Source organism: Sphingomonas sp. Leaf34, assembly GCF_001421805.1.
Classification (GTDB): domain Bacteria; phylum Pseudomonadota; class Alphaproteobacteria; order Sphingomonadales; family Sphingomonadaceae; genus Sphingomonas.
Genome location: NZ_LMLC01000003.1, coordinates 57,092 through 73,935 on the forward strand (window position 1 = coordinate 57,092; position 16,844 = coordinate 73,935).

General features: G+C 66.2%; 12 protein-coding genes. 5 read left to right on the forward strand and 7 right to left on the reverse strand.

Going from position 1 to position 16,844, the window contains the following annotated elements; translation table 11 throughout:
* The first annotated feature begins 86 nt into the window (after positions 1–86).
* Entirely contained in the window at positions 87–3,557 is a 3,471-nt protein-coding gene (mfd, locus tag ASF00_RS08750) for a transcription-repair coupling factor (protein WP_055877430.1), read from the forward strand.
* Positions 3,558–3,727: 170 nt separating this feature from the next.
* Here the strand turns inward: mfd and ASF00_RS08755 are convergent, their stop codons facing one another.
* Both ASF00_RS08755 and ASF00_RS08760 read right to left on the reverse strand, forming a co-directional pair.
* Complete coding sequence (locus ASF00_RS08755) at positions 3,728–4,354, reverse strand: CC0125/CC1285 family lipoprotein (RefSeq protein ID WP_055877433.1); 627 nt, start codon at positions 4,352–4,354, stop codon at positions 3,728–3,730.
* Positions 4,355–4,477: 123 nt separating this feature from the next.
* Positions 4,478–4,894: a secondary thiamine-phosphate synthase enzyme YjbQ gene (locus tag ASF00_RS08760; RefSeq protein ID WP_055877435.1), complete on the reverse strand. Its 417-nt coding sequence runs from the start codon at positions 4,892–4,894 to the stop codon at positions 4,478–4,480.
* A gap of 201 nt (positions 4,895–5,095) precedes the next feature.
* On the opposite strand from ASF00_RS08760, the gene ASF00_RS08765 reads away from it, so the two are divergent.
* Positions 5,096–5,977: a polysaccharide deacetylase family protein gene (locus tag ASF00_RS08765; RefSeq protein ID WP_055877438.1), complete on the forward strand. Its 882-nt coding sequence runs from the start codon at positions 5,096–5,098 to the stop codon at positions 5,975–5,977.
* A gap of 16 nt (positions 5,978–5,993) precedes the next feature.
* On the opposite strand, the gene ASF00_RS08770 is transcribed toward ASF00_RS08765, so the two are convergent.
* Positions 5,994–6,464, reverse strand: coding sequence for a nucleoside deaminase (locus ASF00_RS08770; protein WP_055877441.1), 471 nt, complete (start codon positions 6,462–6,464; stop codon positions 5,994–5,996).
* Between the two features lie 306 nt (positions 6,465–6,770).
* Between ASF00_RS08770 and ASF00_RS08775 the strand changes: the two genes are divergently transcribed.
* Complete coding sequence (locus tag ASF00_RS08775; protein WP_055877445.1) at positions 6,771–8,054, forward strand: DEAD/DEAH box helicase; 1,284 nt, start codon at positions 6,771–6,773, stop codon at positions 8,052–8,054.
* A gap of 270 nt (positions 8,055–8,324) precedes the next feature.
* On the opposite strand, the gene ASF00_RS08780 is transcribed toward ASF00_RS08775, so the two are convergent.
* Entirely contained in the window at positions 8,325–9,338 is a 1,014-nt protein-coding gene (locus tag ASF00_RS08780) for a zinc-dependent alcohol dehydrogenase family protein (protein WP_055877450.1), read from the reverse strand.
* Positions 9,339–9,375: 37 nt separating this feature from the next.
* Complete coding sequence (locus ASF00_RS08785) at positions 9,376–10,578, reverse strand: MFS transporter (protein ID WP_235525705.1); 1,203 nt, start codon at positions 10,576–10,578, stop codon at positions 9,376–9,378.
* A gap of 105 nt (positions 10,579–10,683) precedes the next feature.
* On the opposite strand from ASF00_RS08785, the gene ASF00_RS08790 reads away from it, so the two are divergent.
* Positions 10,684–11,379: a TetR/AcrR family transcriptional regulator gene (locus ASF00_RS08790; RefSeq protein WP_082463339.1), complete on the forward strand. Its 696-nt coding sequence runs from the start codon at positions 10,684–10,686 to the stop codon at positions 11,377–11,379.
* A 139-nt stretch (positions 11,380–11,518) separates the two neighbouring features.
* Here the strand turns inward: ASF00_RS08790 and ASF00_RS08795 are convergent, their stop codons facing one another.
* Together ASF00_RS08795 and ASF00_RS08800 are read right to left on the reverse strand one after the other, a co-directional pair.
* Positions 11,519–12,253 carry a SapC family protein gene (locus ASF00_RS08795; protein WP_055877453.1) on the reverse strand — a complete coding sequence of 245 codons (735 nt, stop codon included), beginning with the start codon at positions 12,251–12,253 and terminating at the stop codon, positions 11,519–11,521.
* Positions 12,250–13,824 (reverse strand): tryptophan halogenase family protein, encoded by a 1,575-nt coding sequence (locus ASF00_RS08800; RefSeq protein ID WP_055877457.1) that lies wholly within the window; start codon positions 13,822–13,824, stop codon positions 12,250–12,252. The genes ASF00_RS08795 and ASF00_RS08800 overlap by 4 nt, the downstream gene beginning before the upstream one ends.
* Before the next feature lie 124 nt (positions 13,825–13,948).
* Here ASF00_RS08800 and ASF00_RS08805 point away from each other — a divergent pair, with 124 nt between their 5' ends.
* Complete coding sequence (locus ASF00_RS08805) at positions 13,949–16,795, forward strand: TonB-dependent receptor (protein WP_082463340.1); 2,847 nt, start codon at positions 13,949–13,951, stop codon at positions 16,793–16,795.
* The last annotated feature ends 49 nt before the right edge of the window (positions 16,796–16,844 follow it).

A 16,844-nucleotide genomic window follows, 5' to 3' on the forward strand; every position in this document is an offset into this window, starting at 1 on the left:
CCAAATGGTGGGCGATCGTAATTGACCGCAGTCCGCCGTTACGACCACCTCTCCAATTGGACCCCGGCCTTCGCCGGGGAGGTAATATGCCAGATCTGAACAGTATTCTCTCCGCGACGACCCCGCTGACGCTGTCGGGCGTGCCGTCGGGGTTCCAGCCGTCGCTGCTCGCCGATCTCGCGCGCGCCGCGAAGACGCGCGCGGTGTTCATCGCGCCCGACGATGCGGCGATGCGCGCGATCGCTTCGACCGCGGCGTTCTTCGCGCCCGATCTCGAGGTGCTGAGCTTCCCCGCCTGGGATTGCCTCCCCTATGACCGCGCCTCGCCCACGCTCCGCGTCATGGCCGAGCGTGTCGCCGCGCTGCAACGCCTGCAAGGCAAACCCAAGGGCCCGCAGCTCCTCCTCACCACCGCGAACGCCGCGACGCAGCGCGTCCTCACCCCGTTCCGCATCCGCCAGCTCGTCGCGCGGCTCGCGCCCGGCGAGCGGATCGGTCGCGACAAGCTCGCCACGCTGCTCCAGGCGAACGGCTATGTCCGCACCGACACCGTCCACGACCAGGGCGAATATGCGGTGCGCGGCGGGATCGTCGATCTCTATCCGTCGGGCGAGGACCACGCGCTGCGTCTCGATTTCTTCGGCGACGAGATCGAAAGCGTCCGCACCTTCGATGCCGCCGATCAGCGCACCACCGGCCGGATCGACGGCTTCGTCCTGCTCCCCGCCTCCGAAGCGCTGCTCGACGAGGACTCGATCAAGCGCTTCCGCACGCGGTACCGCGACGCGTTCGGCGCGACCGCGACGGGCGATCCGATGTACCAGGCGATCTCCGAAGGCCGGCGGATCGCGGGCATGGAGCATTGGCTGCCGCTGTTCGAAGAGAAGATGGCGACGCTGTTCGACCATCTCGGCTCGGATGACGTGCTGGTCCGTGACAGCGGCATCGCGGCGGCGGCGGAGAGCCGGTTCGAGGCGATCACCGACTATTATGCGAACCGCCGCCGTGCGGAGGCCGCGCAACCCGGCAGCTATCGCCCGCTCGCGGCGAAATCGCTCTATCTCGACGAACAGGAATGGTCGGGCGCGCTCGAGGGGTTCGCCGCACATATCGCCACGCCGTTCCACGAGCCGGAAAGCGCGACCGTGCTCGACTTCGCGGTCGACGGCCCGCGCGACTTCGGCCCCGAGCGCGCCGCACAGGCGAACATCTACGAAGCCGTCGCCGACCATGTCGAGAAGCTCCGAAAGCAGGGCCGCAAGCCGATCCTCGCCAGCTACTCGATCGGCGCGCGCGAACGTCTGGGCAGCCTGCTCGCCGACCACGGACTGAAGGGCGGCAAGCACGCCGAGACCTGGCAGGAGGCGCTCGGCGTCGCCGACACCGCCAAGAGCTTCGGCGTCGCACTGATCGTCCTGCCGCTCGATCACGGCTTCACTGCGCCGGGCGTCGCCGTCCTCACCGAGCAGGACATGCTCGGCGACCGGCTGGTCCACCGCAAGAAGCGCAAGAAGTCCGCCGACGCGTTCCTCGCCGAACTCGCCACGCTGACGCCCGGAGATCTGGTCGTCCATACCGAACACGGCATCGGCCGCTACGAGGGGCTCACCTCGATCCCCGTCGGCCAGAGCCCGCACGACTGTGTCGCGCTGAGCTATGCCGGCGGCGACAAGCTCTACGTGCCCGTCGAGAATATCGACGTCCTGTCGCGCTACGGCTCGTCGGAAGAGGGCGCATCGCTCGACAAGCTCGGCGGTGAAGGCTGGCAGCGTCGCAAGTCGAAGATGAAGGAGCGGATCCGCGAGATCGCGGGCGAGCTCATCGCGACCGCCGCCGAACGCGCGCTGCACCCCGGCGACGTGCTCGAACCCGATTCGAGCGGCTACCCCAGCTTCGTCGATCGCTTCCCCTATGAGGAAACCGAGGATCAGGACCGCGCGATCGAGGAGGTTCTCGCCGATCTGTCCGCGGGCAAGCCGATGGACCGGCTCGTCGTCGGCGATGTCGGCTTCGGCAAGACCGAGGTCGCGCTGCGCGCCGCGTTCGTCGCGGCGATGGGCGGCAAGCAGGTCGCGATCGTCTGCCCGACGACGCTGCTCGCGCGCCAGCACTACAACAACTTCGTCAGCCGCTTCGAAGGCTTCCCGATGAACATGGGCCGCCTCTCGCGGCTCGTCACCGCGGGCGAGGCGAAGGCGACCAAGGAGGGGCTGGCGAACGGCACGATCGACGTCGTCATCGGCACGCACGCGCTGCTCGCGAAGAACATCGACTTCAAGCGGCTCGGCCTCGTCGTCGTCGACGAGGAGCAGCGGTTCGGCGTCACGCACAAGGAGCGGCTGAAGGCGCTTCGGGCCGACGTCCACATGCTCACGCTGACCGCGACGCCGATCCCGCGCACGCTGCAGATGGCGATGTCGGGAATCCGCGAGCTGTCGGTGATCCAGACCCCGCCGGTCGATCGCCTCGCGGTACGGACCTACATCATGCCGTTCGACCCGGTCGTCCTGCGCGAGGCGCTGCTGCGCGAACATTATCGCGGCGGCCAGAGCTTCGTCGTGACCCCGCGCGTCGCCGACCTGCCCGAGATCGAGGAGTTCCTGCGCGAACAGGTGCCCGAGATCCGCTTCGTCGTCGCGCACGGCCAGATGTCGCCGACCGAGGTCGAGGAGCGCATGTCCGCCTTCTACGACAAGAAGTTCGAGGTGCTCGTCTCGACCACGATCATCGAGAGCGGGATCGACATCGCGTCCGCCAACACGATGATCGTCCACCGCGCCGACCGCTTCGGCCTCGCCCAGCTCTACCAGCTGCGCGGCCGCGTCGGCCGCTCGAAGACGCGCGCCTATGCCTATCTGGTGACGCCACCCGAGCGGCAGATGACGGTGACCGCCGAGAAGCGGCTGAAGGTGCTGTCCGATCTCGATTCGCTCGGCGCCGGGTTCCAGCTGGCGAGCCACGATCTCGACATCCGCGGGGCCGGCAACATGCTCGGCGACGAGCAGACCGGGCATATCAAGGAGGTCGGCTTCGAACTCTACCAGGCGATGCTCGAGGAGGCGATCATGGACGCCAAGTCGGGCGGCCTCGCGTCCGCGCGCCCGAAGGACTTCTCGCCGCAGATCACGGTCGATGCGCCGATCCTCATTCCCGAGGACTATGTCCCCGATCTCGACCTCAGGATGGGGCTGTATCGCCGCCTGAACGAACTCGACGAGAGCCAGGAGATCGAGGCGTTCGCCGCCGAGATGATCGACCGCTTTGGCCCGCTGCCCGACGCGACCGAGAATCTGATCAAGGTCATCGAGATCAAGCTGAACGCGAAGCGCGCCTGCGTGTCGAAGATCGACGTCGGCCCGCGCGGGGTCCTGGTGTCGTTCCACAACGACACGCCGCCCAATGTCGACAAGCTGCTGGCGTATGTCGAGCGCCTTAACGGCGTCGCGCGGTTGCGGCCCGACAGCAAGCTGGTTCTCCAGCGAGCGTGGGGCGACCCGAAAGCGCGGCTGCACGGTGCGCTACAATTGTCGAAGGGACTGGCCAAGGCGGCGGGGTAACGCCGTTCGGTCTTCGAAGAGTTTACCGTTCTCCTGCGAACGCAGGAGCCCAGGGTCACGAACGCAGTCCTCAGCAACCCTGGATTTCTGCGTTCGCAGGAAACGGCTGACATGAAAAGGCCGGGCCCCCGTGAGGGCGACCCGGCCATTTTACTGCTTTGACAAATGTCTTACTTCGGCAGCACGACACTCGGTCCGATGCTGTCCACAACCTTGCGGGCGTCGAACGCGCGGATGTTGTCGCGCGGGATCGGGCCCTTGCGCATCACGATCTCAGCAGTCGCCTCGTACCGGTCGATCGTGCGCACGTCGAAGTCGTTGCCCCATGGGCCACCACCGAAGCCGCCAAAGCCGCCGCCGAAACCACCGCCGAAGCCGCCATACGGGCTCCAGTTGCGCCAGCCGAAACCGCGCCCGTAATAGCGCCACGACGGGCCCCAATAGCCGCCGAACCCGCCATAGCCGAAGCCGCCACCGATCCCCGGCGTCGAATAGGTGCGCGACTGGAGGTTGGTGTCGCGGTCAGCCATGAGGTAATAGTCATAGCCGTTCTGCAGCGTCAGTTCGGCCGCACGGAAGAACAGATAGCGTTCGACGGTGTCGCGCGACGTGACGCTGTTCCCGGCAAAGCTGACGAGGAAACGGCCTGGCTCGATTTGGCGGTCGCTATAGCCGGTCCGGCTGAACCCTTGCCCGGTTGCGGGCCGATAGGTGGTCTCGGTCGCGCATCCGGCCAGCAGCAGCGCGCCTGTTGCGAGCGCTGCCAATGCGACCTTGCGACCCGGTGTCTTAAACATGGTGTCGTCTCCGTTCGCGGCGAATGCGGCGAAACGCCGCTTATTAGCCGTCAGTGGTGGAACGGTCGATGAACGGGATCGCTCCAATGCGCCACCTCGCTGACGCATTTTTCATAATCTGCGTCAGTCGCCTATGAGGTGAAGCGCCACTGTACGACGATGCGGGCGGCGGCGATGCTCGAACAGGTAAAGTCCCTGCCACGTCCCGAGTGCGAGGCGACCGTCGATCAGCGGGATCGAGAGGGCGACCTGCGTGAGCGCGGTGCGCAAATGCGCGGGCATGTCGTCCGGTCCCTCGTCGTCATGCAGATAGTCGCGTGACTCCGGCGCGATCCGCGCGAAATACGCTTCGAGATCGGTGCGGACTTCGGGCGCCGCATTCTCCTGGATCAGCAGCGACGCGGAGGTGTGGCGGCAGAATACGGTGAGCAGCCCCTCGGTCATCCGCTGTTCGCGGATCCATGGTTCGATGCGGTGTGTAACATCGACCAGGCCCTGCCGGCTGGTGTCGATCGTGAGCAGTGTCGTGGCTTGTCGCATGACGGGATAACGATCGGTCCCGCCGGTTGCTCCAGGGATCGGACCCGACCCTGTCGCGGCAAGCCGAGCCAAGGCGCCGATTCTCGGTTTCGTGCAGTCCCGGATCGGAGTTTGGCTCGCCAACGTCCATGATATCGTGCACCGATCGCCGATGCGTAACGCCGCGCCGCCACCATTGCCCGGGTCGCGCGTTGCACCGGAATGACCCGCTCGCACCATGACCGCTATGCCTATCGCTCGATCGTCGACCGTCCAGACTATGATTGGCCCGGCGGTCGTCGCCTCGCGATCTATTTCGGCGTCAATTATGAAGTGTTCGACTTTGGCGGCGGACTGGGAGCGGAACTGGCGCCTTCGCAGACACAGCCCGACGTGATGAACTACGCGTGGCGCGACTATGGCAATCGCGTCGGGGCATGGCGGTTGTTCGACCTGTTCGATCGACTGGGTCTGCGCACCACCGCACTCCTCAATGCCGACGTGCTCGATCGCTGCCCCGGCCTGGCCGAGGCGTGTCGCGACCGCGGCGACGAGATCGCGGCGCACGGCGCCACCAACGCCACTGCGCAGGGCAGCGTGTCCCGCACACGCGAGAACCACATGATCGCGGACGTGACCGACCGGCTGGCGGCGCTCGGCGTCCGTCCCACCGGCTGGCTGGGCCCCTGGATCTCGGAGAGCCACGACACGCCCGACCTGCTTGCCAAGAATGGCTATCGCTACGTTCTCGATTGGGCGCACGACGATCAGCCCACCAGATTTGCGACCGAGCATGGCAGGCTGCTGTCGATACCCTATTCTCAGGAGATCAACGACCTGCCCGCGATCGTCCAGCGCAAGCAAGAGGCGGAGACGTTCGCGACGATGATCCGCGACGGCGTAGACCAACTCCTGTCGGAATGCGACCGCCGCCCGGTGGTACTCGGCATAGCGCTCCACCCCTATATCATGGGACAGGCGCACCGCGTCCCCGCGCTCGCCCGAGTGGTGACCAAGCTACGCGAGGCGAACGACCCACGTATCTGGTGGACGACCGCGGGCGAGATCGCCGCGCACGTCGACGCGAACGGCTTGGCGGCCTGATCCGCGCGGCGCGCGATTATTTGCGTGCCCGGGCGTGAAGTGCACGGACTTGGTCGGCAAGCGCCGGAACCGGGCCGCTCACCGTCGCACCCGGCACAACGTCGGTAACGCGGAGCGGCGCGATGCCCAGCGGTGGTTTGCCGAGCTCGCGCATCCACTCACCTAACTGCTCGGTGGATGTCGCAAAGACGATCCGCCCGAGCCCCACCAGACCATGCGCCGCCGCGCACATCGCGCAGTGTTCGCCCGAGGTGTAGACGACCGCGTGCCGCCTCTCTTCCGGCGACATATTTTCGGCGGCCCACCGCGCGATCGCGAACTCGGGGTGACGGGTCGGATCGCCGCCGCCGGTCCGGTTGCGATCCTCGAACAGCAGATCGCCCTCGCCCGAGACCAAGCGCGAGCCGAAGGGCTGGTCGCCTGCTTCGACGGCCTCGGTCGCCAATTCGATGCAGCGTCGGAGATGCTGTAGGTCGATGTCGTTCATGCAAGTTCCTCCTTGTACCGTGCCCGCGTTCCTGTCGCGACAAACGAAGGATCAGGCCTCGCGGATCCGGGGCGACGGAAGGGTACGTGTCGACCGCAGGCAGGTGGGTGCAAGTCTTTGACTACGACGCGCGAGGTACGCGCTGCCGACCACTGGCCAACCAGGCCGGGAGAAACGGCTCTGCTCGTGTTCGGTTGCACCTTTCCGCGTTGACGCAGTGCAGCATAAAAACTAACAGCCCGCGCTCTCATACCGCTAAGCCCAAACCGGCGCAGCCTTGCTCAGCGCTGGAGGCGCCGCGTGACCATGACCATAACTTTCGCCGATCTCGCTCTGGCACCATTTCTGCTGCAGGCGCTCACCGAGCAAGGCTATGCGCACCCGACGCCGATCCAGGCCCAGTCGATCCCGATGCTGCTTCAGGGGCGCGACATGCTCGGCATGGCGCAGACCGGCACGGGCAAGACCGCCGCGTTCGCACTGCCGCTGCTCCACCGCCTCGCCGCGAGTCCCCGTCCAGCGCCAAAGGGTGGCGCACGCATCCTGGTGCTTGCACCGACACGCGAACTGGTGTCGCAGATCGCCGCCGGGTTCGAGAGCTTCGGCCGCCATCTGCCGCCGCGCGTGATGACGATCTTCGGCGGTGTGAGCCAGGTCCACCAGGTCAAGGCGCTCGAGGCCGGTGTCGACATCATCGTCGCCACACCGGGGCGCCTGCTGGATCTGATCGATCAGGGGCGGTGCGATCTGTCCGCGCTAGAGGCGCTGGTGCTCGACGAGGCCGACCAGATGCTCGACATGGGCTTCGCCAAGCCCATCGAGCGTCTCGTCGCGACGCTGCCGACGGATCGGCACACATTGCTGTTCTCGGCGACGATGCCAAAATCGATCACCGCGCTGGCCGAGAGCCTGCTTCGCAACCCGGTAAACGTCGAGATCGCCCCGCCATCGACCACCGTCGAGCGGATCGCGCAATCGGTGATGTTCCTTGATGCGGCCGACAAGAAGGCGGCACTGCTCGCGCTGCTGCGCACGCCCGACATGGGCCAGGCGGTCGTCTTCACGCTCCAGAAGAACATCGCCAACGACGTCTGCGCGTTTATCGGCGAGGCCGGTATCACCGCCGAAGCGCTGCACGGCAACAAGTCGCAGGGTCAGCGCGAGCGCGCTCTGGACGCATTCCGCGCGGGCACCGTGCAGGTTCTCGTCGCGACGGATATTGCGGCGCGCGGCATCGACGTCGACACGGTGACGCACGTCTTCAACCACGACCTGCCGAGCCTGCCGGAAAGCTACGTCCACCGGATCGGCCGGACCGGGCGCGCCGGACGCAGCGGCTTTGCCATCACGCTGTGCGATGCCGAGCAGCGCGCCTGGCTGCACGATGTCGAACGGGAGATCGGTCGCGCGCTGACGGTGCAGGACGATCACGAATGGCATTGCGAGGTGGCGCGGCACTCGACCAAGCGCGCACCCGTGCTCGGCGGCGGCGCGGTCAAGCAGGTCAAGCCGGTGAAGGCGCCACGCGAGCGCAAGGTCTGGACCGAAGAAGAGAAGCTCGCCGCACGGATGGCGGCAAAGGCCGCCTGACGCGACGGCATTTGGGTGGCGAGCGGGCGCCGTCTTGCGCCGGCCCGGCCGCCCTGCGGCCCCCCACCTGGACCACGGCGGTGCCTGCCCCCGCGTCGCGGGCGCCGGCAATCTCTGCGTTTCGCAGAACCGATGGGTATCTCGACACGGGTTTGGCGCCATGCCGGTAGCGGCCTTTATCCACGGCGGAGCGTGGCGGTCGTCGTCCCGGCGGACCGCGCGCCGGTCAGGGGCGCGGCGCTGACTTCGTGCCCCTGACGATGGGTAAGGTCAGACCGCGATCATCACCTTGCCAAGATGTCCGGCAACGGCGAAGTAGCGGACCGCATCCGGTGCCTCGGCGAACGGGAAAACACGGTCGACGACGGTTGTCATACCGTTCGCAACCATCGCGTCGAGCAGGTCGACGAACATCGCGCGGCTGCCATTGGCGATCCCGCGGATGGTGACGTTCTTGAGGATGAGCGACAGATAGTCGGGGATCGCATTGCCCTCGCCCGGGGAAACACCGATGACGATGATCCGCGCGCTGGTCGCCGCCGCCGCGATCGACCGGCCCAGCGTATCGGCGCCACCGGTTTCGATCACGATATCGGCTCCCTTCCCGTCCGTCTGCGCGATCACCTCGGCCGCCCAGTCGGGCGAAGTCCGGTAATTGATCGCGATATCCGCGCCGAGCGTGCGCGCGGTCGCGAGTTTGGCATCGTGCGACGAGGTGATCGCGACGCGCGCCCCTCGCGCCTTGGCGATCTTCAATGCGGCAAGCGAGACGCTCCCGGTGCCGAGGCAGAGGACAGTGTCGCCGGGCTTGACGTGACAAATCTCGATCAGGGCATTCCAGGCCGTGAGCGCGGCGGAGGCGAGCCCCGCGACATCGGCATCGGCCAGTGCGTCAGGCACGCGGATCAATGCCGCAGCCGGGAGCACGACGCGCTCGGCGAGCCAGCCATCGTGGGTGATGCCGATATCGTGCGCGAAGACGTCCGACCGGAACGGACCATCGACCCAGCTCGCGAAATGGCCGCAGACGACGCGGTCGCCGATCGCGACCTGTGTTACGCCTTCGCCGATCGCGACGACCTCGCCGACGCCTTCCGACATCGGAATACGCGTCGCCGGCTGGCGAGCGCCGTAGACGCCGCGCAACAGCTGCACGTCGCGGCTGATCAAGCCGACGAGACGCGGTGCCACCAGTGCTTGGCCGGGCCCGGCGACGGGTTCGGGTCGCGTCGTCGCGACGAGGGCGTCGATGCCGTCCTGGGCGCCGATCTGATAGGCTTTCATCGGATTAGTCTCCTGTAAAGTGCGCGCGAAGCGCGCATTATGCGAAGGCCCTGGGACCGGGCTTGAAGGCGTAGCGGCGCGCCTGGACCGCCACCACGAGCGCGGCCAGCGTCGGGATGAGCACCGCCCAGGCAAGCGAGCCGGCGCCGGCATGCTCGAGCATCACGCCACCAATGATGCCCCCCGCCGCGATCGCCCCGTTCCAGACCGTCGTCAGCATCGCGTTCGCAAGATCGACGCCCTCGCCCGCGGCATCGGCCAGCGCCGTCTGAAGCTGCGTCGCGGCGCCGCCGAACGACAGCCCCCACAGGATCGTCGCGACGATCGTCACCGCAGGGACGCTCGCAAACAGCGCGAACGCCAGCGACACCGACGCAAATGCCGTCAGGCTGACCAGCACGAGCGGTCGCAGCGCGCGATCGATGAGCACGCCTGTCACCCAGATCCCGACCAGCGCGGCCACGCCGAACGCGAGCAGCACCAGATCGAGCCTGCGCTGCACGCCCGACAACGCAGCAACCGGCGCGATATAGGTGTACAGGATATTGTGCGCGGTGATCCATGCGAACAGCGTGACGAGCACGGTGCGTACGCCCGGCGTGCGGAATACGCGTACGATCGACAGCCGCTGTTCGGCGGGCTGACCGGGAAAGTCCGGCACCTGCCATAACACCCAGCCGATCAGCGCCAGCGTCGTGATCGACATCAACCCGAACGCCATCCGCCAGCCGAGCGTGGTGCCCAGCATCGCGCCCAGCGGGACGCCGATCGACAGCGCGAGCGGCGTGCCGACCATCGCGATCGCCAGCGCCTTGCCGCGCAACGGCGCGACGACCATCCGCCGCGCATAACCCGCGATGATTCCCCAGCCGAGCCCCGCCGCGACTCCCCCCATAAACCGCGCGACCAGCGTCAGCACGTAGGAGGTCGACATCGCGGTAACACAGTTGAAGATCAGGAAGCCGAGGATCGCGACGAGCAATGTCGGCTTGCGCCGCCAGCCTTGCGTGTACAGCGTCAGCGGGATCGCCGCGAGCAGCGACCCTACCGCATAGACCGTGACGGTCTGCCCGGCGAGCGATTCCGATACCGCCAGCCCTGCCGCCATGTGCGGCAACAGCCCGGCGGGAAGCGTCTCGGTCAGGATCGCGGTGAACCCGGTCATCGCCAGCGCCAGCAGCGCGGAGATCGGCAGCGTCTCGCTCGCGCCGGCATCGGTCGGGATGGGCAATGGCCGCACGGGATACTCACTTCTGGATCGATTGATCCAGTCGGTTCGGCCCCCATCGCCGACTTGTCAACGAATAATGGATCAATTAGTCTAAAACTTCGGGAGCGGAGACCTATGGCACGAAGCGGACGACCGCGCGGTTTCGATCGGCATGCGGCGCTGGACAGCGCGATGCACCTGTTCTGGGAACACGGCTATGAGGGTGCATCGCTGCTCACGTTGCGTCACGCGATGGGCGACCTCTCATCGGCAAGCTTCTATGCGGCGTTCGGTTCGAAGGAAGCGCTCTACCGCGAAACGCTGGCGCGCTATCTTGATCGCCATGGTGGGATCGTCGGCGCGCTCGACGACGACCGGCTAGCGCCACGCGCCCGCCTCGAACAGGCGCTGATGGCATCGGTCGCGGTGCAGACCGACCTTGCGCATCCCAAGGGCTGCATGATCACGCTGTCCGCAACAATCTCATCCGACGCGGGCGCTTCGATCAGGGCCCTGACCAAAGCCGAACGCGAGGTCACGCGACAGGCGTTGCACCGGTGCATCGCCGCGGGTGTCGCCGCGGGCGATCTCGATCTCACTACGGACGTCGCAGGGCTGGTCGCGCTTTACGATGGGCTATTGTTGGGCGTTTCGATCCAGGCGCGAGACGGCGTGGGAGCGGACACGATCCGCGCCGGAATTGGGTATGCGATGGCGGCGTGGGATCGTCATCGCATCGGTTCGCCGGCCCAGCCCGGCAACCCGGCTGCAGCGCCGAACGCGGCGCCGAATGCGGCGCCGGTCGAACGCGGACTCTCGCCCAGAAACTGATAAGTCCCGGAAGCAACAGTCGCGATCACGGCCGCACCAGTATCGGTGTCGGGCATCGTCACGGTAGGCGTATCCCGAACGCGGCCAACCCTCATATCCCAGCCCGGCTGACCGCCGCGAATGCAATGGACGGCAGGAGTCAGAACGCGCCCAGGCCATCGTCGGCTGCCAGGCGGGCGATGCGCAGCGGGCGGCCGCCACGCGCAGTATGGAGTTGGCATAGCCGCTCGACCTGTGCGAGCGACGCGGTGAGCAGCGCGGCCGACGCGAGCGCACCGGACCTGTGCAAGCGCAGGACCGCGTCGTCGCTCAGCTGCATCAGCTGCTCGCTACCGATTGTGTATAGCCCGTCTATGACGTGGTCTTCACGATCGTCATCCTGCAACACGAGATGCAGCGGCCGGATCAGGCGCAGCGCCGCGTAACGCTCGACGAGCTCCCGCGCCGCGCCGATATCGACGACCAGCCGCTCCAGCGCCGCCGCAATGCCGGTTGCGAGCGGAGTCGGCGCGCCGCCCTGGAACAGCGGATCGCCCGCAGCGCCGACCGCGGGATCGCTCGCGTCGACCGCCAATCCGGCGGCTCCGTCTGCATCGAGCCGGAAAGCCGTCAGCTGTAGCGCACGCGGGCAATAGGTCGCGTGGAAGTGGCGATCATGGACGAACAGATTGGCGGGATCGACCAGACCGACCAGTGCAACGAGGTTGAACCTGCCGGTGGTCGCGTCCTTGGCGAGGCAGATCGGCATGTCGGCAGCGACCAGCGGTATTTCGGACAGGCCGATCTGGACGATACGCTGCGCCGGACCGACCACGGTGTGGTCTAAGCGAAGCGATGCGTGATCCGCAAGGTTGAGCGGGCGAACGATACTCATACCCGCTGCAGCCCGTGTTCGCGGACCGCACGCAGCAGATCGCGGTGGCGCGGCATCTTGCTCACCAGCTCGGCGCGCACGCGGGCGTTGCGCGCGACGAGCGCGGCGGCCGAACTACCCTCGGCGGTGGCGGGCTGGCCGCGATAGCTTCCGCCAAAGCGCATCCCGTGAAGGACATATTGGTAGCTCGGCCAGGAGAACACCTCGCGGGCGTGCGCGAAATCCTGCGGTGCAGGCGAATGGTGCGTCCAGAGGTCGAGCCGTTCCTGCAATCCGTCGGGGATCGACGCGGCGGCAACATTGTCGCGCCAGAACGCGGTATCGCGGCGCTGCGTGATGACGTAATGCAGCTTCAGGAACTCGATGATCCGTTGCCAATGGTGCTGGAACGTCGCGTTGAACTGCCGCGCGACCGCATCCATCGTCGATCGCGTCTGCGGCAGGCGGTCGACGAGCGCATCGAGCGAGGTCTCGATCAGCATCAGCGCCGACGCCTCGAGCGGCTCGATGAACCCCGCGGACAGACCGATCGCCACGCAGTTGTTCTGCCAGAATCGTTCGCGGTGGCCACCCTCGAAGGTGATCCTGCGAACCGGCAGCTGCTCGGCGGCAGGCCCGGCATAACGCCGCAACGCCGCCTCCGCCTCGTCGTCGCTGGTATGCGCGCTGCTGTAGACATGGCCGACGCCACGCCGGGTCCACAGCCCGATGTCCCAGATCCAGCCCGCGTCCTGCGCGGTGGAGATGGTGTGGCAGGCAATCGGATCGTGCTCGGTCTGGTAGGGAATCTGCATTGCCAGCGCGCGATCGGCAAACAATATGTCGCGACAGCTGCGGAACGGGACATCGTACACCCCGCCGATCAGCAGCGCGGCAAACCCCGAACAGTCGACGAACAGGTCGCCGGCCAGCCTGCGTCCATCGGCCAGTTCGACATCGGAAATATCGCCGTTGTCCGCCTGGTTGGCACGAACGACATCGCCAAGAACATGCTCGACACCAAGCGAATTGACCGCGTGATCGCGCAGCAGCGTCGCGAATTTGCCCGCGTCGAGGTGGTACGCATAATTGGCGTGGCCGCCATATTCGGGGGCGGTGATAGTCTTGGGGGCGAGTCCCGCGTCGCACAATGCCGCCTGGTAATCGACCCAGTCGGCGAAGCTTGCCGCATCGGCGCTCGCACCTGCGATCGGTCGGCCGAGCCAATAGGGGGCGAGATCGATGTCGCCGGCGCCTGCGGGAGGATTCAAGGGGTGGTAGTAGGCGTCGTCGGCGCTGCCGTCGGTCCAGCCAACGAACCGCGCGCCCTGCTTCAGTGCGGCGTCGCACGACCGGATGAAGGTCGTTTCGTCGATGCCGATTTTGCGCAGCGTGTTGCGCATCGTCGGCCACGTCCCCTCCCCGACGCCGACGCTCGGCACGTTGGTGGATTCGACCAGCCGCACGGTCAATCTGCTCCCGGTCTGGACCGAGCGCGCTGCCAGCCGGCACGCCGCAAGCCACCCCGCGGAGCCCCCTCCGACCACCACCACGGTCTGCACCGCACCTGGGGAATTGTCCGCGTCCGGCATCGCTTCTCCTGTTTTCCGCAGCTTACAGCGCTGCGGTCCCATACGCCATTTTTTGGGTTTGTATTTATAAGATAATACTGTAGCCAATCCTTGTAATCCGCTCAAGCGAAGCGGGACAAGATCAATGTCGAAAGGGAGAGCGATGCGGAAATACGGGCAATCGAAGTATAAGACGCTGTATACGGCGTGTGGCCTCGCCAGCGCGATGGGCGCGCTGATCGCCGCGGTCCCCGCGATCGCGCAGGCAGCACCGGCGGATACCCAGACCACCGCATCCGAAACCCTGCCGGACCAGACCGACGCCGGCCAAACCGACATCGTCGTCACCGGCATCCGTCGCAGCATCGAATCGTCCGCCGCGCAGAAGCGCGACGCCGCCGGTATCCTCGATGCGATCTCGTCCGAGGATCTCGGCAAGTTCCCCGACGCCAACGTCGCCGAATCGCTCCAGCGCATTCCCGGTGTCGCGATCGACCGCAGCAACGGCGAAGGCCAGTCGGTCACGGTCCGCGGCCTTGGTCCGAACTTCAACACCGTCCTGTTCAACGGCCGCAGCTTCGCCTCCGATAATTACAACCGGTCGTTCTCGTTCGACCTTCTGCCCGCCGAACTGATCAGCGGCGCGCAGGTGTACAAGAGCTCGCAGGCGTCCCTGCAGAGCGGTGGCATCGGCGCGACGATCAACCTCCAGACCCCCAAGCCGCTCGCGCTCAAGGGTTTCAAGGGCGTCTTCACCGGCAAGGCGAATTACGAGAAGAACAGCGACAAGTTCACGCCACAGCTGTTCGGCCTGCTCAGCAACACGTTCGCCGACGGCAAGCTCGGCCTGCTCGGCTCGGTGTCGTACCAGCGCCGGAAGGCTGCAGTCACGTCGATCACCACCGATGGCTATATCCCGAACACGACGGTCGGACCGACCGCCACGCCGCTGTTCACCAACGTCTACGCGCCGCGCAATCAGAATGTCGGCACCACCACCGACGACCGCACCCGCCTCGGTGCAACGCTGGTGGCGCAATACGCGCCGACCGACGAGCTGACCTTCACCGTCGACGGCCTGTTCAATCGCTTCAAGAGTGATAGCCAGACGCATGCGCTCGGCAGCTGGTTCGAACCGTCGAGCTACACCGCGGCGACGATCGACGGCAATCGCTCGATCACATCGCTGACGACCAACGGCAACGCCGATTTCATCTCGTCCGGCGCGGTTCGCGAAACCAAGACCTACGAAGGCGGCTTCAACGCCGAATGGCGGCCGAACGATCAGGTCCACATGGTGTTCGACGCCACCTGGTCGCGCGCGAAGAACGCGGGCGGCGGCAAGAGCTATTTCGCGGTGATCGGGACGCCAACCGCCTATTCGTTCACCGCCGCGGGCGACGACGATATACCGTCGACCTTCGGCTATACGGCCGGCGCGCTGACCGATCCGTCGCGCGGCAAGACGCACATCGCCGGGATCAACGGCAACGACGTCACCGAGAAGGTGACCGAATATCGCTGGAACACCGACTGGAAGCCCGGCTGGGGAATTATCGACACCATCCGCTTCGGCCTGAACCGCACCTCGCGCGACAAGAGCAACGTGCCGATCACCTCCGATCCGAACGTCGGCTGCGTCTATTGCGGCTATTCGACCTCCGCCGACCCTGCGCTGCTGAGCCCGTATTCGCCAAATTCGCTAGGTGCCAGCAGCGGCCAGGCGCCCACCCAGTTTCTCCAGTTCGATGCCAATCGCTATTTCGCGTTCCTGACCAGCGCGTCGGCTGCGGCCGCGCTCGATCGCGCGCGCAACCAGCCAGTGGGCACCACCGCTGCACTGTTTGCGGCCAGCAACGGCTATGCGGTGTCACGCCAGCCGTCCAACCGCGTCAAGGAGATCGTCTATGCGAGCTATGCGGACATGGACCTCGACGGCGACGTCGGCGGGATGCCGTGGTTCGTCAACGTCGGTGCGCGTTATGAATATACCGAATTGGTATCGGGCGGTCAGCAGCTCCTGCTGACCGATCTGCTGCCGGTGCAGGGCGACCCGACGATCTATAACGGCGTATATGCCAACAATCGCGTCGGCGTCTCCGTCAACAGCCGTTCGACCTACAATAACTTCCTGCCCAATCTGAACGCGAAGCTGAGCTTCACGCCGAAGTTCCAGATGCGTCTGGCGGCGTACAAGACGCTGACCCGCCCGGCGATCGGCGATCTGGCGCCGAGCCTCAGCTACGACACGCTGCGTCCCGCCACGCTGACCGCGAGCGGCGGCAATCCGAACCTGAAACCCTATCGCGCGACGAACTACGACGCGTCGCTCGAATGGTACCCGACCAGCACGACGACGCTGTCGGCGGCCGTCTTCCACAAGACGATCGACGACTTCATCGTCCAGAGCTTCGGCGAGGAACTGTTCCCGATCGCCAACGCGGGCAACATTCCGGTCGGTGGTCTGATCGTCGGCCCGAACACCGCGAAGTTCAGTGTCCGCCGGCCGCGCAACGCGCAGTCGCTCAAGGTCAAGGGGCTCGAGCTCAACCTCGTGCACACCTTCGACTGGCTGCCCGGCGTGCTGAGCGGCTTCGGTGTCCAGGCGAACGCGACCTTCGTAAAGACCAACCGCGAATTCGACGTCACGCAGGTCGGCACGTCGTTCGCCGCGGAAGGCATCGGCAATTCGCAGAATGCCACCGTCTTCTATGAGAAATACGGCATCTCGGCGCGGATCGCCTATAACCGTCGCGAGCGGTTCCTTCAGACGCTGGCCGGCGGGCCAGGCAACGAGCCTGTGTTCGTGCGCGATTATGGTCAGTTCGACGGCAGTGTCGCGGTCAACGTCACGCCGTTCGCGCAGGTCTTCCTGGAGGGAACCAACTTGTTCAACGCGAAGTACATCACCACCGGCCGGTTCGACAATCAGGTGCTGACGTACCAGAATTTCGGACCGCGCTATGACGCAGGTGTGCGCTTCTCGTTCTGATACCCCAAAGACCAGCGCGGGGGCGGGATCGGGTGACGATCCTGCCCCC